The sequence below is a fragment of the Moheibacter lacus genome, from assembly GCF_014042165.1.
Lineage (GTDB): Bacteria > Bacteroidota > Bacteroidia > Flavobacteriales > Weeksellaceae > Moheibacter > Moheibacter lacus.
Genome location: NZ_JACDZE010000001.1, coordinates 1,184,634 through 1,211,078, shown reverse-complemented (window position 1 = coordinate 1,211,078; position 26,445 = coordinate 1,184,634). Strand labels below are relative to the sequence as shown.

24 protein-coding genes and 1 tRNA gene are annotated in these 26,445 nt (G+C 32.0%); 10 read left to right on the top strand and 15 right to left on the bottom strand.

Annotated elements, in window-relative coordinates; all coding sequences use genetic code 11:
- Positions 1-39: 39 nt before the first annotated feature.
- Together HU137_RS05600 and HU137_RS05595 are read right to left on the bottom strand one after the other, a co-directional pair.
- Positions 40-993 carry a TerC family protein gene (locus HU137_RS05600; RefSeq protein ID WP_182042805.1) on the bottom strand — a complete coding sequence of 318 codons (954 nt, stop codon included), beginning with the start codon at positions 991-993 and terminating at the stop codon, positions 40-42.
- A 287-nt stretch (positions 994-1,280) separates the two neighbouring features.
- Positions 1,281-2,714 carry a TonB-dependent receptor gene (locus HU137_RS05595; RefSeq protein WP_182042804.1) on the bottom strand — a complete coding sequence of 478 codons (1,434 nt, stop codon included), beginning with the start codon at positions 2,712-2,714 and terminating at the stop codon, positions 1,281-1,283.
- 52 nt (positions 2,715-2,766) lie between these two features.
- Between HU137_RS05595 and HU137_RS05590 the strand changes: the two genes are divergently transcribed.
- Both HU137_RS05590 and HU137_RS05585 read left to right on the top strand, forming a co-directional pair.
- Positions 2,767-3,537 carry an MBL fold metallo-hydrolase gene (locus HU137_RS05590; protein ID WP_182042803.1) on the top strand — a complete coding sequence of 257 codons (771 nt, stop codon included), beginning with the start codon at positions 2,767-2,769 and terminating at the stop codon, positions 3,535-3,537.
- Between the two features lie 47 nt (positions 3,538-3,584).
- Positions 3,585-3,668, top strand: a tRNA-Leu gene (locus HU137_RS05585).
- A gap of 83 nt (positions 3,669-3,751) precedes the next feature.
- Here the strand turns inward: HU137_RS05585 and HU137_RS05580 are convergent.
- Genes HU137_RS05580 through HU137_RS05570 form a run of 3 tightly spaced genes read right to left on the bottom strand, consistent with a single transcriptional unit; the run spans position 3,752 to position 6,352 of the window.
- A complete protein-coding gene (locus tag HU137_RS05580) occupies positions 3,752-4,966 on the bottom strand; it encodes an aldo/keto reductase (protein ID WP_182042802.1) in 1,215 nt (404 codons plus the stop codon).
- 41 nt (positions 4,967-5,007) lie between these two features.
- Positions 5,008-5,817 (bottom strand): tetratricopeptide repeat protein, encoded by an 810-nt coding sequence (locus HU137_RS05575; RefSeq protein ID WP_182042801.1) that lies wholly within the window; start codon positions 5,815-5,817, stop codon positions 5,008-5,010.
- Positions 5,818-5,833: 16 nt separating this feature from the next.
- Positions 5,834-6,352, bottom strand: coding sequence for an energy transducer TonB (locus HU137_RS05570; RefSeq protein ID WP_182042800.1), 519 nt, complete (start codon positions 6,350-6,352; stop codon positions 5,834-5,836).
- Positions 6,353-6,445: 93 nt separating this feature from the next.
- Between HU137_RS05570 and HU137_RS05565 the strand changes: the two genes are divergently transcribed.
- Together HU137_RS05565 and HU137_RS05560 are read left to right on the top strand one after the other, a co-directional pair.
- Positions 6,446-8,791, top strand: a complete 2,346-nt coding sequence (locus tag HU137_RS05565; RefSeq protein ID WP_246361482.1) for a peptidase domain-containing ABC transporter — start codon at positions 6,446-6,448, stop codon at positions 8,789-8,791.
- The gene (locus HU137_RS05560) at positions 8,791-10,095 is read left to right on the top strand and encodes an HlyD family secretion protein (RefSeq protein WP_182042799.1); all 1,305 of its coding nucleotides are present in this window, start codon (positions 8,791-8,793) and stop codon (positions 10,093-10,095) included. Before HU137_RS05565 ends, HU137_RS05560 begins: the two co-directional genes overlap by 1 nt.
- 13 nt (positions 10,096-10,108) lie before the next feature.
- Here HU137_RS05560 and HU137_RS05555 read toward each other — a convergent pair whose 3' ends face one another.
- From HU137_RS05555 to HU137_RS05545, 3 genes are all read right to left on the bottom strand, one after another.
- The gene (locus tag HU137_RS05555; RefSeq protein ID WP_182042798.1) at positions 10,109-11,188 is read right to left on the bottom strand and encodes a hypothetical protein; all 1,080 of its coding nucleotides are present in this window, start codon (positions 11,186-11,188) and stop codon (positions 10,109-10,111) included.
- A 123-nt stretch (positions 11,189-11,311) separates the two neighbouring features.
- Entirely contained in the window at positions 11,312-12,136 is an 825-nt protein-coding gene (locus HU137_RS05550) for a tetratricopeptide repeat protein (RefSeq protein WP_182042797.1), read from the bottom strand.
- Positions 12,137-12,140: 4 nt separating this feature from the next.
- Positions 12,141-13,307 carry a hypothetical protein gene (locus HU137_RS05545; protein WP_182042796.1) on the bottom strand — a complete coding sequence of 389 codons (1,167 nt, stop codon included), beginning with the start codon at positions 13,305-13,307 and terminating at the stop codon, positions 12,141-12,143.
- Between the two features lie 107 nt (positions 13,308-13,414).
- Between HU137_RS05545 and HU137_RS05540 the strand changes: the two genes are divergently transcribed.
- From HU137_RS05540 to HU137_RS05525, 4 genes are all read left to right on the top strand, one after another.
- Positions 13,415-13,570: a hypothetical protein gene (locus HU137_RS05540; protein ID WP_182042795.1), complete on the top strand. Its 156-nt coding sequence runs from the start codon at positions 13,415-13,417 to the stop codon at positions 13,568-13,570.
- 177 nt (positions 13,571-13,747) lie between these two features.
- Positions 13,748-14,437 carry a methyltransferase domain-containing protein gene (locus HU137_RS05535; protein ID WP_182042794.1) on the top strand — a complete coding sequence of 230 codons (690 nt, stop codon included), beginning with the start codon at positions 13,748-13,750 and terminating at the stop codon, positions 14,435-14,437.
- A 5-nt stretch (positions 14,438-14,442) separates the two neighbouring features.
- Positions 14,443-15,438, top strand: coding sequence for a class I SAM-dependent methyltransferase (locus HU137_RS05530; RefSeq protein WP_182042793.1), 996 nt, complete (start codon positions 14,443-14,445; stop codon positions 15,436-15,438).
- Between the two features lie 15 nt (positions 15,439-15,453).
- On the top strand, positions 15,454-16,746 hold the full coding sequence (locus HU137_RS05525) for a TolC family protein (RefSeq protein ID WP_182042792.1): 1,293 nt from the start codon (positions 15,454-15,456) through the stop codon (positions 16,744-16,746).
- A gap of 65 nt (positions 16,747-16,811) precedes the next feature.
- Here the strand turns inward: HU137_RS05525 and HU137_RS05520 are convergent, their stop codons facing one another.
- A complete protein-coding gene (locus HU137_RS05520) occupies positions 16,812-17,054 on the bottom strand; it encodes a helix-turn-helix domain-containing protein (RefSeq protein WP_182042791.1) in 243 nt (80 codons plus the stop codon).
- Between the two features lie 358 nt (positions 17,055-17,412).
- On the opposite strand from HU137_RS05520, the gene HU137_RS05515 reads away from it, so the two are divergent.
- Together HU137_RS05515 and HU137_RS05510 are read left to right on the top strand one after the other, a co-directional pair.
- Positions 17,413-18,228 carry an RNA polymerase sigma factor gene (locus tag HU137_RS05515; RefSeq protein WP_182042790.1) on the top strand — a complete coding sequence of 272 codons (816 nt, stop codon included), beginning with the start codon at positions 17,413-17,415 and terminating at the stop codon, positions 18,226-18,228.
- A 1-nt stretch (position 18,229) separates the two neighbouring features.
- Positions 18,230-19,324 carry a transposase gene (locus HU137_RS05510; RefSeq protein ID WP_182042789.1) on the top strand — a complete coding sequence of 365 codons (1,095 nt, stop codon included), beginning with the start codon at positions 18,230-18,232 and terminating at the stop codon, positions 19,322-19,324.
- Positions 19,325-19,481: 157 nt separating this feature from the next.
- Here HU137_RS05510 and HU137_RS05505 read toward each other — a convergent pair whose 3' ends face one another.
- From HU137_RS05505 to HU137_RS05480, 6 genes are all read right to left on the bottom strand, one after another.
- Complete coding sequence (locus HU137_RS05505) at positions 19,482-20,645, bottom strand: hypothetical protein (protein WP_182042788.1); 1,164 nt, start codon at positions 20,643-20,645, stop codon at positions 19,482-19,484.
- A gap of 206 nt (positions 20,646-20,851) precedes the next feature.
- On the bottom strand, positions 20,852-21,790 hold the full coding sequence (locus tag HU137_RS05500; protein WP_182042787.1) for a toprim domain-containing protein: 939 nt from the start codon (positions 21,788-21,790) through the stop codon (positions 20,852-20,854).
- Positions 21,791-22,044: 254 nt separating this feature from the next.
- Positions 22,045-23,283 carry a primase-helicase family protein gene (locus HU137_RS05495; protein ID WP_182042786.1) on the bottom strand — a complete coding sequence of 413 codons (1,239 nt, stop codon included), beginning with the start codon at positions 23,281-23,283 and terminating at the stop codon, positions 22,045-22,047.
- An 82-nt stretch (positions 23,284-23,365) separates the two neighbouring features.
- Positions 23,366-23,644, bottom strand: coding sequence for a helix-turn-helix domain-containing protein (locus HU137_RS05490; protein WP_182042785.1), 279 nt, complete (start codon positions 23,642-23,644; stop codon positions 23,366-23,368).
- Between the two features lie 117 nt (positions 23,645-23,761).
- A complete protein-coding gene (locus HU137_RS05485; RefSeq protein ID WP_182042784.1) occupies positions 23,762-24,982 on the bottom strand; it encodes a hypothetical protein in 1,221 nt (406 codons plus the stop codon).
- A complete protein-coding gene (locus HU137_RS05480; protein WP_182042783.1) occupies positions 24,973-26,196 on the bottom strand; it encodes a site-specific integrase in 1,224 nt (407 codons plus the stop codon). Before HU137_RS05480 ends, HU137_RS05485 begins: the two co-directional genes overlap by 10 nt.
- Between the last annotated feature and the right edge of the window lie 249 nt (positions 26,197-26,445).

Here is a 26,445-nt window from a genome sequence, read left to right as displayed (position 1 = left end):
AATCCAACAAGATTTTTAGAAAAGATGGTTTTTAACAAATTATTCTTGACGATTCTTGTACAAAGAGTACAAAATACCTCCACCGAGGGATACCACAATGACTGTAAGAGAGAGCCATTCAGGAATTTCTAAGCCATTGGCTTTTAAATAATGGTGCAATATCATTTTTATACCGACATAAATTAAAATTACAGCTAAACTGAATTTTAGATAAGAAAACTTGTCAATGATATTGGCCAAAAAGAAATACATGGATCTAAGTCCTAAAATCGCCATGATGTTAGAAGAAAAAACGATAAAAGGATCTTCCGTAATTGCCAAAATAGCCGGGATGCTGTCCAAAGCAAAAAGGATGTCCGTAAACTCTATGATTACCAATGCCAAAAACAAAGGAGTTGCCGCCCAAATACCCATTTTTTTAACAAATAATTTTTGCCCTTGGATTCCTTTGGTAACCGGCATGATTTTCCTAACCATTTTGAAAACCCGGCTTTGTTTAGGATTAAACTCTGCTTCTTCACTAGAGAAAACCATATTATAGGCAGTATAAATTAAAAATGCGCCAAACACATACGTAATCCAGTCTATCTTATTGATCAACCAAATCCCAAAGAAAATCATCAATGCACGGAATACAATTGCTCCGATTATCCCCCAAAACAATACTCTATGCTGGTATTTCTGCGGAATGCTGAATGAACGGAAGATAACGGCTATCACAAAAATATTGTCAACCGATAGCGATAATTCCAACAAATAACCTTGTAAATATTTTGAAACTGCTGTTCTGGGCGAATAATTCAAATGATTGGCTACCAGTCCGTCTGCATAAAACCAATATATACATCCGGAAAAAAGAAGTGCCAATCCTACCCAAAATGTCGTCCATTTGGCCGCTTCTTTATGAGAAATAATGTGGGCTTTGCGATTAAAAACGCCTAAATCCAATGCCAATAAAATGATGACAACCCCAATGAATATCTCCCAAACCATTTTTAAATTTTTTGCAAATATAGCTAAGTCGATAAAGAATGGCATAGAATATTTTGAAATAAAAAATTGAAGTTTAAGGCAAAAAACGCAGACATAGCCTAGTTACGGCGAGTGTTTTTAACGAAGAAATTCGGTTTTTTACGCTAAAGATTCATGTTATTTTATGTTGATTTAGCTATATATCTAAATCTTTTCAGAACTTTCACGAAAAGCCAGCCTCTATATCATAAAAAACTCCTCCCGAGTGGAAAGAATTTTCAATTTTAAATCATCATTTCTTCTGTCAGTCAATTCAAGGCATAAGTGTTGGTGTAACCAAACATCCCTCTTTCTTTGATCAATTCTGCAACACCTACCGGAACATGATTTTCCCAACCTTCTTCTCCTTTGCCTATTTGCTCCAATATTTTTCGCGAATAAATATCCAAATAAGCTGGGTTATAGTCTTCTATATCCTTGATTCTTTGGTTAAATTTAAAGAATTTGTACAATTCTTTCAGGTTTTCATTTACCTTCAAATTGTCTGAATTTAATAACTGATTGGTTTCTTTATTTAGATATGGATAGAGATAAACCATGACATTTTTCTTGAACAATTTCCCAAAAGCTTCCATGATACCACCCGGAAGATTTTCATAATAATTTGGATTAAAGACTTCCAATAAATTGTTCACACCCATCCCAAGTCCTATCTGGGTCGTATTTCGTGTAAATTCGGTAAAATAATGCACGAGTTTATAATATTCAGAAAAATTGGAAATGATCACATTGTACCCCAAACTCCCGATGATATCCGCTCGGTCCAGAAAATCGCGTTCGTCTATTTCACCATCAGATGAAAGGTTACTCAAAGTAATTTCAAAAAGAATTTCAGTATCTTCTTTGCCTACTTCCTCTTCGTTCATAAACAAATCCAAACTCGACTGCAGCATGTCTAAATTCACATGCGTTACCGGACGAAAACTTCCACGCATCGCAAAGATGTTCTTTTTATACAATAGTGCTGCGGGTAAAAAATTCTTCCCATTTGGCCCAAAAATTACTGCATCAGTCATGCCGTTTTTCACCAATTGCAAACTCATCAAACGATTGTCCACATAAGCAAACCTTGGCCCACTGAAATTAACCATATCAATCTCCACTTGGTCTTTATCTAGTCCGTCATAAAGTGAACGCAATAGTCTACGTGGGTTGTCATTATAAAAATACGCACCATAAATCAAGTTAACACCCATCACACCCAGCGTTTCCTGTTGAAGTTGGGCGCTTGTTTCTTTAAATCTTACATGAAATATGATCTCGTTATATTCTACTTGATTGGGATCATTTCGAAATCGTATACCGACCCAGCCATGACCTTTGTAGGTCTTCGTAAAATCGATGGTCGTTACGGTATTGGCATAAGTAAAAAAGAGTTTTTCCTTATGGGTTTCATTATTCAATCTTTGTTCAATCAATTCCATTTCATGATCCAACATCTTTTTCAAACGTTCTTCCGTCACATATCGACCGTCTTCTTCCTTTCCATAAATAGCATCTGAGAAATCTTTATCGTAAGCACTCATGGCTTTTGCCAATGTTCCTGAAGCACCACCCGCTCTATAAAAAAACCGAACCGTTTCCTGCCCTGCTCCGATTTCTGCAAAAGTTCCATAAATATTGGGATCTAAATTGATTTCCAACGCTTTTTGTTTGGCCGATAAAACCTGGTCAAAGCTCATATTTTCATTTTTATTTTTATGGCGTAAATTTACCACAATTAAACCGAATTCAATGCTTAAAATTCAGTTTTTGGGAACGGGAACATCTCAAGGCATTCCGGTGATCGGCAGCGACCATCCGGTTAACTTTTCCACCGACCCAAAAGACAAACGGCTTCGCTCCTCTGTTTTATTGACCAAAAACGGTCAAAACATCCTCATCGATTGCGGACCGGACTTCCGGCAACAAATGCTGCGTGCCAATGCCCGTACACTGGAAGCTATTTTATTTACCCATGAGCACAATGACCATGTTTTGGGGATTGATGATACGCGATCTTTAAGTCATTTTGCTGGAAAGCCTATGGAAATTTATGGGTTAGAAAGAACACTCGATGAAATAAAAAATCGGTTTCCCTATGCATTTGCCGAAGAAAAATATCCAGGCGCTCCGAATTTAAATTTAAATTATTTAGGAAATACTGCTTTTGAAGTTGCAGGATATAAAATAGAGCCGTTGGCGGTTGAACATGGGAATTTACCCATAATCGGTTTTTTAATCGATCAAAAATTCGCTTACATTACGGATGCCAGTTTTTTACCTGAAACGACCTTAAAAAAAATTAAAAACGTTGAAATTTTGGTGCTAAATGCTTTGCGAAAAACGGAAATACACCATTCTCATTTCACTTTGGAACAAGCGCTAGAGATTTCAAATCAAGTTGAGGCAAAAAGTGCTTATTTCACGCACATCAGCTTAACGCTTGGCTTTCATGAAGATATACAAGATGAATTGCCGAAAAATCGATTTTTAGCATTTGATGGATTAGAAATTGAAATTTAATTTGGTAGTATGGAAAAAAACATCCTATATTTGCCGTCCAATTACCAGCCCGAGTGGCGGAACTGGTAGACGCGCTGGATTCAAAATCCTGTGTTCGCAAGGACGTGCCGGTTCGATTCCGGCCTCGGGTACATAAAACTCTCTACGATTTCGATTGATAGAGAGTTTTTATTTTTATAGGTGGCTAAATGGGTGGTTAAATATACTTAATCACTTATAATAAGTGAAGTATATTATCAACATATTTTTTATTTCTCAATCCCATAAGTACATGATCAACTCCTTGAGTTAAGTATAGGTCATATAAATATTTCATTAAATCTTCGTTTTCATTTATACCCATTTTTTCTTTTAGGCTTGTTAGCCTTAATTTGTTGTTCTGTTTGATGAATAATCTCCATTCATTCTGCAATAGAGAAATTATTTTAAAAGTATTCTCATCTGCCAATTCAATTTGGTTCAGAAAAGGAAATAAATACCTTCTAATAACTTCATTTAATGCAGCTTCATTTGCTATTAATTTTCTATTTTTAATCAAATATTTAATAGGGGTAAATTCTTCAATAGGAGTATTTTCCCCTATTTCATGTAATCTATTTTGCACAAGATTAAGCATTTTATGGAAGAGTTCGATTTCCTTCTCTTCATTAATATTGTTAAGCTCAAAGGAATGATCTATCAATTGTAAAGTTTTTCCTTCATAAATTGTATTAAACGGACGATTTGAGATACATTTTATATCATACTGTTTGCAAACATCAATTAACGAATTTGAGTTATACAATTTTAATGAGGCATTTGACTCAACAAGATTAAACGGGAACTGAACGATCTTAAAATGAGGAAATTGGTTTCTCAGTTTCAATAGGTTTTCAAATCCAAAATTCTTTAAAGAAGGATCAGGTAAATGATTTGAACTAATCCCATAATACCTAATTATTCCGGTATTAACCAATCCTTCTAAATATTGAAAAGTCTCAATGATATGCTGATCAATATCCTTTTGAATCTCATTGGGCACATCAAAATAATGTTCAGGATTATGAATTAAGAAGCAATCAATATACTCCGTATTTATTCTTTCCAAAGACTGCTTGATTTGAAGCTCTATAAATGATTTGTCTATCGAATAATAAAATCGTTCATTAATGTGAACTATTTTGTTTTTATTTATTGATGATAGTTTATTAATATCATCGCCTTGAATATATCCTGCCTTTGTAATAATAAAGACATTTTCACGAAGGGAGCTATCAATAAGTTTTCCGATAAGTTTTTCTGAATTCCCATTTTGATAGTTTGAAGCTGTGTCGATTAAATTTATTCCATTATCTATAGCGTACTCTAAAGCTTCTCTGTGATTATTATTCTCAATTGACATTCTGTAAGTCCCAATCCCAATCTTAGAGAGATTTTCTAAATTTATCATGTGTTAGTTTATTAAATTAATTCTGAATCCATATATAGTAGTTATTCCGATAAATTTAAAATTTCAATTTCTATATCGTTTCTGTAAATTTCTTGAAAAACCTCATTATAGGAATCTTGATTCTTATAACCATCATCATAAAGTTTTAATGCTTTTTTTAAATTAATATTGGAAGAATCTAATTCGTTGATTTTTTTATAATATATTCCTTTGAGGTAATAGGCTTCGGTTCTATATTTATCAATCTTGATTGCAATATTAAATAAATCGTTAGCCTTATTTAAACTATCTTGTTCCAATAAAATATTCCCATAATAAACAAATGCCATTGAATTCAAATACGTTGAGTCCTTTTCAGAGTTAAAATAGATATTATATTCATATTTTGCTCGCTTAAAATCCCCAAGTCCATTATAACAAATTCCTAATAAATAATGAATATTTTCACCCCAAGGATAATCTTCAAAATTTGGAGTAAGAGAGTCTAATCTTTCTAAATCACCAATTGCACCTTTGTAATCCTTTAATTTCACCAAGCGAAGCCATCCTCTATATCCAAGATGATTGGAAGGGTCTATGTCTACTGCTTTGTTTAGAAGAGAAAATCCCTTAGAGTATTCGCCTCGTTTATTAAAAGCTACTGATTTTTCCATATAGGCATTTGAGTAATTAGGATATTGCCATATTAATATATCAAATATAGTTTGAGATAAATAAGTTCCTTGAAGTGTCTCTCCAATTTCAAATCGTTTTTCTTTTGGAGAAAAAAATAAAAAATAAGCTATGAGTATTGTGTAAAATAAAAATACTGTTGATAATAATAATTTTATTATTTTGAAAAAAATCTTCATAAAAAAACTTTAGGGGTTAGAATATATCAATTATTTCGCCTGCTTCAATTTTGAAATTAAGCTGAAAATAAGAATTTACTGACTGTCCATTTGAAGATTGTCCGGGAATGAAATTTTTTAATCTTCTAATAGCTTGAATAATTAAATTACTGCTGGCGGCATTAATTGAATAATCTTGAAAGTGAGAATTAACACTTTTTATTCTAATTCTATCAATTTCACCATTACAATTAACTATAAATCTTGTGGTTACATAACCAGAGAAAGAATGATCTTTATCATCTAAAACTTTTAGAAATTTATATATTTCTTCTCTAATTGCGTTTCTTCCTCCAACAAACGAGGTATTTACCGAATAATATTGATATATCTTATTATCTGGGCATAATCTGAAATGAGGACTGTCACTATGTTCTTTCTGAAATGAAATATTACCTATTTCTCTTGAAAGTTGGAAATAAAGCCAAATACTAACACTAATTGTTAAAAATAAACTAACTAGAAAAACTGCGTTGAGTAATTTAATTTTTTTCATAATTTATTAAGATAAGTTGTTAGAATAACTCTTTTATAATTTGAATCTAATATATAGCAGATTTAATGATTTTTCTATTACATAATAAAACTCATGTTTTTAAATATACCTGCTAAAACCATTTTCTATATGATTCAAGTCCTGATTTTGGGTAGCTCACATTTTGGATCATTTTTAATACTTTTGTTTAAATATAATCAAATCTTAAACTTACTTATGCTTAAGAAAAGAAAAGCATTTCCTTTTTACCGACAACATGATCAATATGATTGTGGCCCAACCTGCCTTAGAATGATCGCAAAATATTATGGGAAGACTTTTGATATCGAGCGGCTAAGAACCGTTTGCAGTATCACGATGGAAGGTGTGTCCGCAAGGGGAATTGTTGAGGGAGCCGAAGCAATAGGAATTCAGGCACTACCTGCACTTGTAGATTTTGAGACATTAAAGAATGAAGCACCATTGCCATGCATTACATATTGGCGAGATCGACATTTTTTAATTGTATATAGAATTACAAATAAATGGGTATATGTAGCAGACTCACTACATGGCCTTGTAAGATATTCTCATGAAGATTATATTCGTCGTTGGCAAAATAGAAAAGATGATGATGTTAACCAAAAAGGGATTATAATATTGCTTGAGCCAACTCCCGATTTTTATCACCAAGAAGGAGATAAAAAAGGGAAAGGTGGTTTAAGCATGTTAAGCTCTTATGTAAGTAAAGACAAGAGATATATTTTTCAAATTGTGTTAGGATTGTTAGGGGGCACGATTATTCAATTGGCTTTTCCTTTTTTAACGCAGGCAGTAGTAGATAAAGGGATCGCTAATCAGGATTTAAGTTTTATTCTTGTTATTCTGATAGCTCAAATTACTTTATTTCTGAGCAGTACAATATTTTCTTTAATTCAAAGCTGGTTATTGTTATTTGTTGGTACAAGAGCAAGTATATTAATAGCAACCGACTACTTACGTAAACTTTTAAGTAAATCATTGTCTTTCTTTGATTCTAAGACTTCGGGCGATATTCTTCAAAGAATTAATGACTCTTCTCGTATTGAAAGACTAATATCAACAGCTCCGAGTACGATTTTTTCCTATTTAAATGCCATAGTTTTTCTTTTCATCCTTTTGTATTATGATACAACTATATTCTTAGTATTTCTCGCAGGCATTATCCTGTATATTGTGTGGGTGCAATATTTTATGAAAAGAAGAGAGGAGCTTGACTATAAAAGATTTGAAGAAAATGCAGGGACTAACACCTCTCTTATGCAAATCGTCAATGGTATACAAGAGGTAAAAGTCAATAATTCAGAGTTAAGAAGAATTTGGTCTTGGGAGGAAATAAGAATAAGGCTTTATAAAACATCAATTTCAAATCTGAAATTAGCTCAATTTCAAACAATAGGTGGTAATACTATAAATGAGTCAAAGAATATTCTTATAACATTTTTAGCAGCAAAAGGTGTAATTGACGGGAATATTACATTGGGTATGATGTTGGCCATTCAGTACATCGTTGGTCAGATTAATGTTCCGTTAAACTCTTTTATTCAGTTTTTAAGGGATTTACAGGATGCCCGCTTAAGCGTCGAAAGATTTACGGACATTGATTTTCAAACAGACGAAGAGAAGATTTTGAATCAGAAAGATCTTATCAGAGCCAAGAGTGAACCACAAGATATTCGATTAGAAAATTTATCCTTTCGTTATGGAGGCAATAGGAGTCCTATGATTCTAAAAAACATTAGTTTAACTATCCCCAAAGGTAAAGTGACGGCTATAGTGGGTATGAGCGGAGGAGGTAAAACTACTTTATTAAAATTACTTCTAAAATTATATTTACCAACAGAGGGCGGAATTTATATTGATAATGTAAACTTGAATTTGATTGACACACATTCCTGGCGTCAATTATGTGGAAATGTAATGCAGGATGGGTATATATTTTCAGATACTGTTGCTCGAAATATTACTGAATCCAATACATTCGGAGATTACGATGAGGAAAGAATATTGCAGGCCGTTAAAATTGCCAATATTTATGATTTTATCGAAGAACATCCTTCCGGTTATAATGCAAGAATTGGTCCGCCGGGTTCTAGTGGCAGAAGTTTAAGTGGAGGGCAGGCTCAAAGAATATTGCTTGCGAGAGCCATATATAAAGATCCAAAATATATATTTCTAGATGAGGCAACATCGGCTTTGGATGCGAATAATGAAATGACCATAATGCAGAATCTGAAGGCATTCTATGAGAATAAAACAGTTATTATAGTTGCTCACAGATTAAGTACAGTTAGGGACGCTGACCAGATTGTTGTCTTAGACGGAGGAGAAGTAGCCGAAATAGGAAAACACCAAGACCTAATTGATCAGAAAGGGAAATACTATACACTCGTAAAAAATCAACTTGAAATAAGTAGATAATGATGGAAGAATCTTCAAAAGTTTACGATATAAGGAAAAGAAGTGATTTTGTAAATGATATTCTGAATAAAACCCCTAGCTGGATACTGTCCTGGGGAAATACTTTTTTTCTGATCTTTTTACTATTACTGATCTTTTTAACATGGTTTATAAAGTATCCGGACGTAGTTAGGTGTGAAGCAGAAGTCACATCGGAAGCACCTCCTATAAAGCTGGTTTCCAGGACAACAGGTAAAATTGATTCTATTTTTCTAAAAAATAATTCTTTGGTCAAAAAGGGAGATTGGTTATTAATTATAAATACGAAGGCATCAATTCCGGATATTCTCGAACTGGAAAAAAAACTAAAATATCTAAACGAAAATATTAGTGATGTCGATAAAGTCTTTAGTGTAGACTTCAATTATCTTGACGTTGGAGAATTACAGCCTTCATATAATAATTTTCTTCGGTTGATTAAAAAGTACAGAAGCTATTCAACTGACAATAACTATGGTAATCAGTCTTCCATAAATCAATCAAGGATAAGTAATTTGATGAGTTCAATTTCTAATTTGAGAAATCAAAAGGAAATTGCGTTTGAAGAAATGCAAGTCAGTAAATTGAATTTGGACAGGCAAAAGAAAATGCTTGAAAAAGGAATTGTAACCAAAGCTGATTATGAAATTTCACAAAGCCAGTATTTACAGTATCAAAGGCAGGTTCAGCAGTATGATAATCAAATTTTTCAAATTCAACAAGATATAGAACTGATTCGAAGTAATCTTCAAACATTGAAACAAACAGATAAAGATACGCATCAGGATTATGATATTGATATAGCAAATAGCATAAAAGAGATGACTAAATCTTTTGAAGATTGGGCAAATACCTATGCCTTGCGAGCGTCAAGGGATGGAAAGATTCAATATCTGGATGATATATATCAAAATAAATTTATAAACATAGACTCCAATCTTTTATCAATTATAAATGAAAGTGAGGATAAGCATACCTACAGAGTCACTCTAAAAATGCCGACCAATAACTCAGGTAAAGTAAAGGAGGGACAATTAGTTAACATAAAACTCAATAACTATCCTTACGAGGAATTTGGCGTATTACAAGGGAAAGTTAAAGCTATTTCAGAAGTGGTAAATGAAGACTATTATTTTGTAGAGGCCTCATTACCTAATGGATTAAAAACAACTTACAAAAAAGAGATTGAACCCAAAAATCTTATAGGTACAGCGGAAATAATTACGGATGATTTAAGATTAACAGAAAGGTTTTTACATCTATTGACGAAGAATTTTAAAAATTAAAATAATTCCTATATTATGGTAATATATCTATTAATTTACCTTCCTTTATTTTAAAAGTAAGGTGTTTATAGTAATCAAACTGAGTTGAATTATCTTTGTCAACAACACCTGGAGTCCAATCTTTTAGATATTTTGTTATAATAAAAAAAAGATTCTTCACAATCTCTCTGTCAAATAAATATGGTTGGTAGTTATCATCCGTTTCCATTATACTGAAGCGACCGATTTGCCCTTCACAATTCACAACAAACCTGATTCTTATGTATCCATCTTGATTTTTTGTTTCAGAAGAATACTTATATTGCTCTGCAAATATTTCTTTAATTTTTCTTAATCCGCCATTATACTTAGCTCCTAACTCATAATAAAAGTATTGTCCAATTGAAGATTCATAACAGGTTTGAAACGGGTTATCTAAATTTATAGATTTATTTTCATATCCAATAAATTCATAGGTTTTTGGTAGGATATTATTTACAAAATCTACAATTAGTTTGTCTTGTTCTAATGTTGTTATTTGTCCTTGGATTACAAAATAATCATTAAATATGGCTAGTATGGTCACATCACTTCTAGAAACTATTTTGTAATTATATGCTTCCGACTCACTATAAAGAATGGAATTATCTAATTTGTACTTCGTTAAAATATTGACTGTACTGTCTTTCTTGAATTGATATATTTTTTCCTTTATCAAGGATTCATTTTCATTTTTCTCTTTGATCAGCCAATTTTTATCCGTTAGATAATGAAAGTAGTTGATTGGTTTTACCTCTTTAGCTTTCTTAAAATAAAGAGTATCTGCATCTCTTTCAATAAGTAGTACAGAATCTCTTGTAAATACTTGAGAACTATCTGACAATTTTTGAGCCTGATTAAAAACAGAAATAATGATGGAATCATTATAATCATACAGATAGGGATTGGAAATTTTATACACCTTATTAGTAAATTGACCAATCCATATATTATTCTTATTTTGGGGTGGATATAAATCGCAAGAACAAAGATTAATGAATAAGACAATAAACCCTAATCTATAAAGGATTGATTTTCTTATAAGAGAAGACATTTGATTGATTAGAAAAATCATATTTCTACAATATTTGAGGATTAAATTCTACTATTTTTTGGCATGAGCTGTCTAAAAATGATGGTATATTTCTATTTCTTTATCTGTCAAACATAATTGCACTAAAATTTAGAACACTAATTACTATTTATCAGATCTGATGGAGTTTCTTAAATCTGTTAAATCCGAATAGTAAATTTGCCCGAGTACATCACGATAAGAATCTTGTTTGATAAAACCCTTATCGGCATAATCTATAGCATTGTTGATATGATTCAAAGCAACTACCTTATTACCTTCTTCTAAATAGATTTTAGATAAATAGTAGTAAGCATCAACGCATTGTTTGTAATATTTTAATGCCTTTTCAAATTGGATTTTTGCAGAATCTTTTTCTCCGGTTTCATTATAACAAATTCCTAAGTAAACAAACGTATAAACATCAGCCCATTCTTCCCCATTCTTATTTTCTGAAATAGATTTGTTGAAATATTTGATGGCTTCCTCAAAGTCGTTCTTTTGCCAATAAGCACTTCCAATAAGGAAATCCAAATCTTCTCCTCTGGCAGCAAGACTTGTAGCATTAGGATATAATTTCTTTAGGTCAAAAAAGTCTTTTAAGGCTCCGTCATAGTCATGCAGGTAATATAACTTCACAGCACCTCTCCAACCTAAGTGAGCTCCGGGGTCTAGCTCCACAGCCTTGTTCATGTATTCAAAATATTTGATATAATTTCCAATTTTTATTTCCCAAGTTGATTTTTCCCACCAAGTATTCGCATTGTTAGGATCTACATAAAGTACACTGTCATAATATATCTGCTGTATCTCACTTCCTTGTTGTTGGGACCCATATTTTTTTGCAAGAGCAAAGTAGTAATCAGGTGATTTCAAATTTTGTTTTGGTTGTGACTTGTTTAGACAAGAAACAAGGTAAAATGGGAGAAGTATATAAATAAAATTTTTCATTATCCTAATTAATCTGTTTGAATTTCTCATACGAAAAAACATGTGGTTGGTTTGAAAAATCGAACTTGTTAAATATATCTGGATTATCATTTATTATTTGCTCACATTTTTGATCTAACAAATCGTATATGTACTTTCCCTTCTCTGTAAATATACTTTGGAAGTCTATTTTTTCAATACCAGACCTAAATCGACTCGATTTTATTGCTAATCTAGCCATTAATTCCTCGTTTAACACATCATTTTCTAAATCGACATTTTTATATATTTCATATAATCCTTGAGTACCTGAACTTACTGTAAATACACCATGCAGTGCTCCGTAAATTGTTCTTGAGTCGTTATTGCCGATTAGTGCTCCAAGATTTGTATTCTCTGATACCTGAAGAAATTCACTTACATCAAATGTGACAGCATTAAATATATTATGCCCACATTGATGCAAAAGCTCTTCTAAGAAGTAATTAATATTTGAATGTTGATCTACGCTTAAAAAAATAGCACCGTGACACTGCTTAGTAACAAAACTTCTAATTTCCGAGTTTTCGTATAGAAATATTTTTTTCGTTGAGTCTATAATTAGTTGATAAAAGCTTGGAATATTTTTTCTAATGATTTCCAGAGCTTTTTCTATACTTTCCTTGTTATTATTTACTAAATCCTTATGCTCAGTTTGTGAAAAATTATCACCAGATTCTACCCATGAAGTTTGCATGAGTTTATCAAAATATGGATTATTGTATATACATAACTCTATTTGATGTTTTTCTATGTTATTGATAGGCTCATATACATACGAAATGACTGAATTTAAATCGGTTTTCAAAAATAATTGGCGATTGCTTTTATCAAAAGCAAAAACCGAAGTTCTTTCTACATTTGATAAATATCCAAAATTTGGTAAATATATAATGCCATTTTTGTCACTAATAACATTTAATGTAGATGTGTCAGGAAGAAATGAATATAATATTTGTTCAAGGGTCATATTTAATCCATCGCTTCCTAAAGTAAAATAAGAATACAAAAGCGGATCTAAATAGATTTGGTCGTTATAAAAGTCTATTTTTTCAAAAATGGATTGGTCATTTTTATATAGAAGTCTTTTTATTGCATCAACAAGACTTGTTTGTCCCTCATAAAAGAGTTTTGATATAATCTCTAAATCCATCTTTTAAATTTAAATTATGATTAGATGACTAAATTATATAATAATTTGTTAAATCAAAAAATATTTTTAAATTGCCAATGTTTAACAACTTAAAAAATATAGTAATTATGAAAAAATTATCATTAGAAGAATTTAAAAATTCATTTGTTGATGAGAGTTCAAACGAGCTTGAAAAATTAACAGGTGGTATTTTAGGTGACTGCCATGATAAAATGCCTAGAAGAATATGGGATGCTAAAAATCAAGTGTGGATTTATACCTAATCAATTAAAAAATTCGAAAAATTTAGAAAAGAGGCTGTACACAACTCGTGAAAACAGCCTCTTTTTCTTTAACTCAGGCTATTTTCTGAAACAATTTCTGTAATGGTTCAATTACGGAAATTGTGAGACTTCTTCTTTTCAAGAGTTGTTTAAATAAATGCATCTTAGTTTTATAATATGAATTTAAAAAATGCCAACTGGTCTTTTTCAGGCGAGAATGCCAAAAAATTTGACAACCATATTCTAAAGTCCGTTCCATTATATAAGGAAGGACATGATCTAATTTGTCGATTATCCGACTTTTTCCTTTCCAATCAATCTATCTGTTATGAAATAGGATGCAGTACCGGAACTTTACTTGAAAGTCTGGCAGAACATAATAAAGCAAAGTCAATTAAAATAATCGGGATAGAAATAGAAGAAGATATGGTAAATTGTGCCAAAAGTAAGCTATCTTCTTATTCAAATGTTGATGTGCTCTGTGATGATATTCTCAACTTGGAATTGGAAAAATCTGATTTGATAATTTCTTATTACACTATTCAATTTATAAAACCGAGAGTAAGACAACTAATTTTTGATAAAATATACAATTCTCTTAATTGGGGAGGGGCTTTTTTACTTTTTGAAAAAGTAAGAGGTGCAGACGCACGCTTTCAGGATATATCGACAGCACTTTATACCGATTATAAACTGGAACAAGGATTTAGTAAAGAAGAAATTTTAGATAAAACGAGAAGTTTGAAAGGTATTTTAGAACCGTTTTCAACTCAAGGTAACTTAGACTTATTAGAAAGAGCCGGATTTACTGATATTACTACTATAATGAAGTATGTCTGTTTTGAAGGATTTTTAGCAATTAAATAACCAACATGAAAGATAATTTCACTCAAATTGATGACGTAAAAATTTACATAGATAATATACCGCCATACATAGCTGAAACATTTTATTTGCTTTATAACCATAATAAATTGATGGGAAATAAAATTTTTCAATTATCTAATTATGATGGAGATAGAAAGCAATTTATTAACAGACTGGTCGAAGGTTATCTGCATAATTATAATAATGTCAGAGAAATCTTAAATGCAATTATGCAAGAAATTTCTGTCACTCCTTTGTTGGATTTGAGAATTAATCCCAATGATAATCTGAATACAACATTAAAAGACTTTTGGTATTTAAGGAGGGATTGGTGCTATTATAAGGAAGGGGAGGAACAAATTAGTACGATAGTTAATTCTATAAAGGAAGTTATTTCTGAAAATGCTTATAAGAAGTCTTTATTCTTAGGTTGTGGAACCGGTAGGCTCTCGGTTGATCTTGCGGATTTGTTTGAAAAAGTTTATTCTTTAGATAAGTCGTATTCGATGATTTGGCATATCAAAGAGTTGATGAAAAGAGAGCAATACGAATTCTATCAACCAAGAAATAAGAATGTATTGACTTTGGACAATGTTGCTCAAAAGCATTCTGCCTATATAGATGAAGAACGAAAAAGAATAATTCAGTCCAAAGTTGACTTTTTTGTTGCTGATATTTTCAACTTACCTTTTGATGATAATGAAATAGATTGTGTCTTTTCAATTTATTTTACAGATGTCATAGCCTTAAAACTTTGGTTCGGCAAAATAGATCAGGTCTTAAAGAAGAAAGGATTGTTTATACATTTTGGTCCGTTGGATTATTTTTTTAGCGATGAAACGGAAATGTTTACCGCAGAAGAAATAAGGGCATATTTTGAAAAGAATAATTATACTACATTAATTGATTCTGTAGTGGAGACCCCTCATCTTGAGGATTCTAACTTTATGTCTCATCAAGTGTATAAAAACTGGTTTTTCGTTGCGGAAAAACAAAGTTGATTTTAATTTTAACAGATGAATAAACTGACAATCATTTTTTTATTCTACTGTATAGTGGTTGCAGGGCAGGAACAATCCTTTACATTGGAACAAGCGATAAACTATGCTTGGGAAAATAATCTAACTATCAAAGATCAGCAATTACAGGAGCAAATTTCCGCAAAAGAAGTAGAAAAAACACGTAGTAATTTACTTCCAACATTGGGAATTTCGGCAGGGCAGAACTTTGAATTTGGATCAGTCATTAATCCTGCAACCAACAGCCGAGAAACATTGGACATTCAATCTTCCAATATCGCTTTGAGTTCTAATGTGGATCTGTTTAACTGGCAGAATTTTGAAAGGATTAAAATTGCTAAACTTGAAAAGGAAAAAGTTCGATACAATATCAAGATTACCAAAAATGATATTCTGATTCAGGTAGTTCAAGCATTTTATCAGCTACAGTTTAGCAAAGAACAGTTAAAGCTGGTAGAATCCCAAATTGAAAATACAAAAACACATCTCTCAAGAATTGAAGAAGAAGTCGATTTAGGTAATAAATCGGAAAGCGATCTATTGGAAATGAAAGCCAATCTGACTTCCGATTATCAGAGAAAGACCAATGCGGAATCTGTCTGTCAGCAAGCCTATCTTTCTTTGCAGAATTTATTGAATAGGAAAGATTCAAGCAATTATTTGTTTGAAAATGAATTGTTGGTCTCACAACCGTCGGAAGAAATTCAAAACCTTTACGAAAACGGATTGTCCACAAGACCTGAAATCAAACTTGCTCAAAAAGATGAGGAAATAGCCCAGAAACAAATAGATGAGCAAAAGAGCTTATATTATCCAACCTTAAGTGCAGGTTATTCTCTTTCCTCCTTTTACACAGATTCGAGAGTCGGAGCGTTCAGTGACCAGATTGCAGATAATAGAAGCCATTTCATACGTTTATCGTTGAACATCCCAATATTCAATAAGCTACAAACAAAAAAATCAGTAGAACAGTCCAAAATAGAATTGGAACGTTCTCAACTCCAGATAAGACAGTATGAGCAGGAGTATTATAATTTACTGAGTGAAGCCTATCTGAAAACAAATAATTCATACAACCAATGGCAATCTTCAGAGACCAATCTCAATGCCCACCAACTCTCCTTTGAAAAGACCAATGATAAATTTGAGTTTGGGATGATTAACATTTATGAATACCTGACTGCGAAAAACAATCTTCTTCAGGTTGAGTCTGACAATCTCATTGCCAAATATACTTTTTATATGAATTCTGTATTGTTGAATTGGTATTCCGAAGGTCAAATAGATTAACACCTCAACTGTCTTTTTTATTAAACTCTGTTTAAAAATTTTTCAAGAGTAATTTTTCTATTCTCTTATGCGTCGAAATCAAAAAAATCCTTTAGAGAAATACCTACAAGATCACAAAATTTCGCTATAGTATAGATTGTCAACCCTCTTTTATTGCTTTTACTTTCCCAACGATTTAATATTTGTCTGTCAATTTCATATTTTTTAGCAAATTCAGATTGTGACAAGCCAGTATTAGTTCTTAGAAACTTAATCCTATCAGCAATTTTGTTTTTTAGCAATATATCTTTCTCGTTGAGCCCAGCCATAATGCAATTTTGTGAAAAAATCAAAACTTTCATGTAATCCAAATGGATTACATGAAAGTTTTAGTATATTTGCAATAATGTAAATGCAATTATTCTAATAAAATATTGAAGCAATTGCTTAGAATCTCGCATTAGAAAACTGGTAATTTTTATGTGTACGAGAAGATAAGTAAATTAGCTCACGACCGCGGCGTGGGCTCTCTTATCGTACACGGGCATACCAGTGCCTCTAATGCAGTAAGTTGAGTTCCACGCTTTTTCTATTGTACAAGATGTAGAGTTAGCGTTTTTATGTAGAGAATTTACCTTATTGATCAAAGCAGTTCTTCGAGCTATAATTGGCTAAAATACACTGCTTATGAAAAGAACAAACTCTTTGCCTCGAACAATGAATGATCTTCAATTGTACGAACTGTTGAAAAAAGGCAATCCAATCGCTCTGGAACATATTCATTTACGCTATAAAAGACTTCTTTTCTGGGTTGGAAGGCAAGTGCTTGAGGATGATTTTTTAGTGGAAACTATTCTTCAGGATACATTCCTCAAACTTTGGCTACACCGCGACACCATTGAAACGCCTAATCATATTCTTGGCTTTTTACGGTTTGTTATGAAAAGAGATTGTATATCGTATGTCACTGCTCCAAGGAATAAATTTCATCGATTAATTAATTCACTTGAACGTTTTGAGAATTATCAGGATTATCTTGTCGGTTACGATCCTTTGCAAGATAAGGAACATCTTCTCCGTCAGGAATCTGATCAAAGAAATTTTGACGAAGTTAATAAAGTCTTAAGCGTACTTGATCCCAAAAGAAAATACCTGATTGAACTTTGCCTTGAATATGGTTTTCAGTACAAATTAATTTCAGAAGCAATGGGAAGCAGTGTGACAGGTATAAGTAATGAGGTAAGCAGAGCCATAAATGATCTTCGGAAAATTCTTAATAGGAGTTCTTTTGAACAGCCAAAGCAGAGAACCTCCGAAAATGAAGAACAGCCAAGCAAACTAACCAGTCAACAACTCGAGATTATGAAGAGAAGATTTGAACAAAAATCCTCTTTCATGGTTATTGCACAAGAACTCAAACTTTCTGAAAAGGAAGTTCATCGGGATTTCCTCCATGCATATCAGTATTTACAGAAGGAGAACACATTTTCAAAATCTATTTGAAATGGAAAAATCTACGATTACACTTACCCGAAAAATTCAGCTGTTAATCGACGTTCCGTTCGATGAAAAAAAAGAAATGTGGGAGAGACTCTACCGTTATCAGAACCGCTGCTTTCGTGCAGCAAATTTTATTGTTTCCCATCTTTATGTTCAGGAAATGATCAAGGATTTCTTTTACTTCACAGAAGAAATTCAATACAAGCTGGCTGATGTAAACAAAAATGAAATGGGAATATTTACACGTTCGAAAACAAGCACCACTGCACGAATGGTTTGCGACCGATTTAAAGGTGAGATTCCCACTGACATTCTGGGAAGCTTGAATAATACTATTCAATCAACCTTTTCTAAAAATAAAGCCGATTATTGGCAGGGGGTAAAATCTTTGCAAAACTATAGAAGAGATATTCCCATTCCGCTTCCGGTTAGATGTATCAGCAAAATGAAGTATGATTCCCAAAAGAAAGCGTTTTGTTTCAATATGTTTGCTATTCCGGTTAAAACGTATTTAGGGAAAGACTTTTCTGATAAACGCCTGATAATGGAAAGACTTTTAAAGGGAGAAATAAAACTTTGCACATCCCAGATTCAGCTGAAATCGGGAAAAATTTATTGGCTTGCAGTTTTTGAGTTTGAAAAAGAAGAGCACTTGCTAAAACCCGAAATCATCGCAGAAGCTTCCCTTTCTCTGGAACATCCTATTGTAGTAAAAGCTAACAACGTACGTATTAATATTGGCTCGAAAGAGGAATTTTTATATCGCAGACTTGCGATTCAGGCAAAACAAAAGAGAATTCAGACTGGTATCACCTATTCTCGTTCCGGAAAAGGAGCGAAACGGAAACAAAAGGCATTGTATAAAACAGAAAATCTGGAAAGCCATTATGTAAGTCATAGACTTCATCTGTATAGCCGGAAGCTTATTGATTTTTGCATCCAGCAAAAAGCAGGCACGCTTATTCTTAAAAATCAGGAAGACAAGATAGGAATTGCAAAAGAACAGGAATTTGTGCTTCGCAACTGGAGTTATTATGAATTGCAGACCAAAATAAAATACAAAGCAGAAAAGGCAGGCATCGAATTGATCATTGGATAGCTTAAAAATAACGAGGGTGCTTGTAAACCCGCAGGGTGAGGTCATGAACACTCACTAAATACTTAAAAGTATATACAACGGCGTGGGCTCTTTTTTACGTCAAAAGCAGGTAGTGCTAATTCAATTAAATTGAACTTGTCAATATCCAATCTGACAGCTACAATCTTCTCCCTCTCTTTCTCTTCTTAATTGGAATATCTTCATCATTATAATTGAGATTTTCATTCCCAAATCGCAATAAAGATAAAAACCTGACACTATTTTCTGAATCCTTGAAAATTTCTTCAAATGCAGACACTGGAATATTATTTTCTTTGGATAATTTTTTACAGATTCCGGACATTTCTTTGATCATTTCCTGAGAGTCAGATAAATGCTTAAAATGTGGATTTCTAAAGCGTTCAAATTTAATTGTTCTTTCAAGGGCATTGATGACCATTTTCAGATATTTATCTTTTTGAACGGAATATATATTGCTGTTTGTCAATATGGAATTTGTTTTGTACTTGAGAAAAGATACTTCCTTTTTGAGTTCTTTATTTTGTACTTGAAGTTCAGTTATCTGTTTGGTTTTGGATTCTAATTCTGTCTTGTTTTTCAATAGTCTATGATTGTAGACCTTGAACGTTTTTTCGTAATTCTCAATAGTTTTATCGGTTTTGATATGCTTAAACCCTAAGAAGTCTGATTCCTTAACAATTAATTCTTCAAAATTTTTAGAATTGATTGCTGATTTCATTTCGTTATACTTTTCTTCCAGAGCCTTAAAATCTTCCTCTTTTTTCTGAATTTTAAATTCTATGGCTTCCAATCGTGATTTAGAGCCTGAGATTCCTCTTTCCATGCCCAAACATTCTGCTGCCAGATCCTGCATTTTAGAATAATGAAAAGATTGGTGCTTTAAGGTTTTTCCGGTCTTCAAATCCTGCCAGTCAGCAACCAAATGCGCATGATAATTAGGCTTCCATTCTTTGGTGTCTTTATCATAATGTCCTTCATCCTTATGAATGGCAATCTGAAATATTCTGATCATCAATTCATCTTCTAATCTTTTAGCGAGCTGATGAAGATCCTGCAAATTTGTATCTTCTTTAATTACAACTACCGCTTCACGTACCGGCATAGCATTTTTCTGTAATTTCCTTCCTGATTTTTCTTTACAATAAACTTCGATTTTCTGAATTCTGTCTGCAATTTTTTCCTCCATCCAGTATTCATTTTTTGGAGTAAGTTCTTTGCAGATGTAATCCAAAGTTTTCTTTCTGAAATTATGAGTTTCAGAATCAGATTTTGCAGCTTTGAAATTAATGGATGTTTTCATTATCACTGAAAATTTAGATTATACCATCAACTAAAAATATTTGCGTTTTACACGTTTTTATAAAGCTTCGCAGAACGCAGAAGAAACTTTGTTAGGAGGGACGACTTTCAAAGTTGCGAATGCGCTCCTAACTTCTGCGGGTAGTTTGGTAAAATATATAGTCCAAGTACTGTTTTTATAGCCGGAAGTATTTCCATTTTCCTATTTTATCTTCCACGTTTATGCCCTCGAAAATGTTTTTGTTTATCTTGTTCCTGCTGTTTTTTCTCACTATGTTGATTCTTGTTTTCATTTCTGATTCTGTGTAGCAGATATTCATTTAAATCCTTATGATCAGAATAAATTTTGGAACATTCTTTTGCTTGAGGGAAACTGCTTAAAAGTTCTATTTTACATTTTTCTCCAGATCGGTCATTATCCAAAAACAAATGGATTTTCGAATAATTTTTTAATTGTTCTTTGGTTTTGCTCAATAATGCAATTGAATTCATTACCAATAAATCTCCCTTGAAAAACCTCTTTATTTCAACAAAAGATAATGCATCTATAAATCCCTCAAAAACGACTACATTTTTGTTTTTTAATTGATTGTTCTGATTGAGATAGATCATAGAAATATCCTTTTTCAAAACAGCGCCTTTATAATATTGATTTCTAAGCTCCCATCCTCCGGACTCATTTTTAAATCCAATCGCATAGAGTTTTTTATCTCCGATTGTGAAATGGACTTCTTTGATCAAAGGGTAAACATTTGAAGAGAGTCCTCTTTCCTGAAGATATTTTATCAGATTTGGATTTTGCAATTCCTTAATTTCAGTAATTTGGTAATTCGTTTTGTCTGAACCTTGAGTATAATTTTGATTTTGCTGATGAAAAGAAGAAAAATACTGTTCTTTAACCCAGACTAATACTTCTTTGACTGAAGCATTCAGGTATTTCATCATAAAATCGGTATTGTTTCCTCCGATTCCTTCCGAGAACAGATACCAAAGGTTCTGACGTTTATCTAGTTTAAAAGATGCCTGAGATTCGTTGGAAAAAGGATTTAGATACCAGGCTTCTTTTTCGTTTTGTTTCGTTGGAAGGTGTCCGAGATTTTGGAGGACTTCTTCCAACGGTATATTGTTAAATTGTTTGCAGTTCATTTTTAATTTGTTTGTAGTTAATAAAATTTTAGGAGTTAATTAAAGTCCGGCTTTTGCAAACTTAAATTTTTGATGAATTGATGAGGGGACGCTGTATGTTTCTGTTTTACATTATTTTATAGACTCATCAAATGCTCATCATCTCATCAAATCCGAAGTTTTATTCTCATCAGTCTCTCATCAAAATTGAGGGGTTATAAATTTGATGAGGCTTTTGATGAAAAGTAAATAATTGATTTTCTTTTCATTAGCAGTTAATTCATCATTTCATCAAATTTTTGAAGAATGAAATTTCTTTCCAGTGTAAAGTATCGTCCTGTTTTGCTTTGCCCGTAAAAGCTTCCGCTATAATCAATATCGTATTTGGTGTAGGACAATGAATTTTTTTGTGGTTCTAACTTCCAGTTTTCTTTCAGGAGTTTTCTGACATCATTAACCGTCCAATAGTGATTCCTGAACATTTTTCCCAACATGCTGAAAACATCCTGCGGGATGAATTGTATTGCATCATCTTCGGTGCTTTCAAAGAATTCATATAAGAGTTCAATGATTTTAGATTCCAATTTATTATTGTTTTTCCAGACAAGTTTTTGTAAAGCCTTGGTTCTGATCTCAGAATGCGAAAACCACATTCGGGTTTGTTTTTGAGTATGGAAAGGTCTTTTAATCAAGTAGCTTAGGAAGTGGGGGATTTCTTTAATCAAATTATGCAGGAATTCTGTATTTTCAGTCTGAATTGGTTTTACTTTGATAATCCAGAAACGAATTTCGTTTTCATCAATCTGAATGAAATTATCTTCATTATTGGAACAAAGAATGAATTTTGCAAAGAAGTCGATTTCTTCTCTGTCTTTTCCTTTGGCTTCTACTTTATCTTTATTAGTGGTTGAAAGGTATTTTAACCGTTCCGTAATCTCTTTTTTATCAAAGAAGACTTCATCAATTGCTACTATAAGCATAGCTGCCCAATCGGCGTTAAACTGGCTGCTGAAAGAATCGCCTTTGATATAGGTCATATTCAGTCCGAAAATCTCTTTCAGCCATTTGATGAAAGTTGATTTTCCGGTCGCTCTTTCTTTTGAAACCAGACAGAGAATTGGTAGCATTTGAGTAGGAGATTCGAGCAAAATTTTCAGGTAGTCTAATCCTAGTTCCAATTGTTCTCCGAAGATATGTTTCATAAAACCGATAGAAAACGGAATTTCTTCTGTCCCTTTTCTTTTCTCATTTTTAACCTTATCAGGTAAATAAGGAATTTCGTTATAGATATTATAAAAACCATCAATGATTTGCTGATAATTCAGATGGCTTGGAATACAGCAGAAACCGTCATATTTAGGGACTTGTGAAACATAGGTTTTTCCATGATCGCTTACAATGGTTTCTCTATTCCATCGCACCAAAATAGAAATTTTGTCTCCGGAAATTAAAGGTTTTTCAATGGTTTTATAATAGGTTGTGCCTACTCTCAGGTATGGGATTTTTTCGCTCATTTCAAATGTTTTTTTTAGTTTGTATGATTAGTACGGAAGCCATACACAAAAACTAATTACTTGTAAACAGAAGTTGTAATTATTACCTTCTTCTGTTTTTTCCATATTCTAAAAGTTCTTTCTTGGAATAGTAATACCTCCCACTGAAGTTATAAAATGGTAAGTTTTTATTCTTTCTCCATTCAATAATGGTAGGAATGGAAACATGCAGGAATTTTGCTGCTTCAATTTGTGGAATGAGGTCTTCGGGTTGTTCTTCCTCTTTTTTAAGAGGCGATGAGAATTCGGTTGCTTTTTTAAGAATAATTTCAACCGCTTTTTCCAAATCTGATTTGGAATGGGAATACAATTGTACTGACATTTTAATTCTTTTTTATTGGTTTAACTGAAACCAAATTTCTAAGCATTAATGCCAATGGAAAAATTTACGGTGAATTAAGTAATTTTTACTAAATGTATATGTTTGAAAAAGAGATATTTATTTTAATGAATTAAATAACTTATTGTAACGAGCGTTTAGTGCTTTTTCTTCAATTTCTGATAATTTGAATTTAATGTTCCGGTGCGCTTGTTCAAAAGATGTGTTATTGACTTCTTCTTCATGTCCGGTTATCTTTAAAACGAGAAAGACTAAATCTTGAACATTGTATTTTACAAGTCCTTTACCGGATAAGTATGAAAAAAATCCTATCAGATGTTTAATATCTTTTGTTTCAAAACTTTTTATATATGGTGGTTCATAATATTTTCCATCGCCAAAAAAGTTCACAAAAGATATAAATTGAATTTTTAGTTCTTTTAGATGATTACTATTGTTGTATTTGAATTCCAAATATTTTTCAAAAAGGCTATAGATCTTTTTTGAATCGCCATTAAATTTTAATAAGTCTTTATATTGTTCCAGTGAATAGTCATTTCTTTCCTTTAAAACCACATCCAACTCTTCATCCAATAAATCAATTTTGTAGTGATAGCCTTGAATGTCATCGAAGTTTAAAAGTTTGATATTGAGAAGTAAATTAACAATTACTTGATAATCGGAATTTAAAAGTTTCAAATCATTTGTTCGTTTATCAATACGACTTAATACTTCCTTTAAATTTTTCAGAAATTTTCTATAAAAAAGATTACCAGTATAATGATCAGAAATGGAATGATTTAATTTAGAATCGTAATATTCGAATGTTAAGACATTTTCTATTTTTGATAGGACATTTCTATTTAGAAACTCTGCATAATCTTCCTTACCTAGCCCGTTTATTTCGGTTCTTTTTATTTTGTCAATTACTGCCTGAAAACTCTTTTTTCGGTATTGTTCAGACTGATTATTATAAAAACTTACTGCGGTACTATATTTATTAAATTCAAAATCATCTCTAAGATTGAACTTTCCATCTCTTATGTCTTTTAATATTCGATAAATCAAATAGGATGTTAACCCCAATAAAATCAGCCCATAATACCAGTACAGGGTGAAAACTGAAAAATAAACTCCAATAATCAAGTAAGAAATGATAATAGCTGAAGTTAAATATTTAAAAACAAAATAAGAGCTTAAGATTGTTTGTTGAACAAACCAAGTGGACTCATTTAAAAAGTAACTTCTAATGACGTAGGCAAAGAACTTATAGCAAACTGCCAAAGCTATCAGCACCAAAATAAGTGCATAGAAAATTAAATCAAAATTCCCTACCCCCATGCTTTGTCCATTTGTTCGTCCGTGAATGCTTCCGTTACTTTCATGTACTTGTCCAACACAGCATCTTTCTTAATATTAGCAATTTTCTTAATTGCCTTAGGTTCCATTCCTAACAATAAGGAGTTGGTAATGAATGTCTTTCTAGCTGTATGGCTGGTTATGAATTTATGTTTAGGCTGGGTTAGTGTCTTTTTCTTATTTCCGACATACCAATGGGTAGTGAATGGTTGATTAATTTCAGCAATTTCGCAACAATTTTTAATGTATTCATTGAATTTTTGAGAAGAAATTACAGGTAATGGCTCATAGATTGTTCCCTTATATTTTTCCAGGATAGCCTTTGCATATTTATTAAGTTTTATGGCATGGTTTTGTGTCTTTGTTTTTTGAATGGAAAGCACAATGTGGTCTTCTGAAATATTGGCTAAATGCAGTTTAGATAAGTCAGAAAATCGTAATCCGGTAAAACAGCCCATGCAATAGAAATCACGGACGTGAGATAATCGGTCTGTATCGAACTCCTTCTCATATAGCGTCATTAGTTCTTCAAATGTCAAATAAACAATGTCAATGTCATGTTCTGATGCTTTAAATTCTTCAAAATTTCGATTATTTGTATAATTTTTTTTAATTGCCCATCTAAAAAATGTTTTGAGTACAGAAATGATTTTCGCAAAATAATTATTTTTAATTTCCTTCTCAAAAAAGCAAAATCTTGAGAGTTCTTCAAAAAATTGACTATCTATAGATTCGAAGTCAATCTTGATATTTTTTTCATCTCTAAATAGTTTTAGAAAATTCATTACCGTTGTTTGAGCCTTTGTAGTATTGTATGATTTAGATAATTTTCCAACTTCAATAAATTCATCAAAGCATTTAAAAAAGTCAAATACTTCTACTGCGATTTCTTCTTTAGCTTCAAACTTTTCAAGAAACAGTTCTTTAGAAAATTTTATTTTGTTCAAAGTAAAATAAAGCGAAATTTTCCTAATCCTTTCTTCTACCTCAACTAATTTATCATTTATTTCCTGAAATCGATTATAAGATTCTTTTTTTGAATTGGGAACAACTCGGGTGCCATTCCAATATTTTTCTACTACGGATTCTCCTATATTTTTGCGCAAACGCTTTCCATCAGATCTTACAACTACCTGTATGGGAATTAATCCATTTACGTTTATTTTTTCCTTTCTTAATTCAAAACTTACTTTCATCAGAATTCAACTTGATTAAACAAAATTAAAGGGTGGCTAAAAAGGTGGTTAATTATAAATTTAAAGTAGCTAAATATAGCTTAATTTTATTTCTGTAATCTCTGCTAATATTCAAATATAGTGATTATTAGATGATTAAAATTGAATTAAGAATAGAAAATTATTAATGGGCTCCGGCCTCGGGTACTAAAAAGGACAAATGATCAAATTGATTGTTTGTCCTTTTTCTTTTTGGATGTAATTCATTGT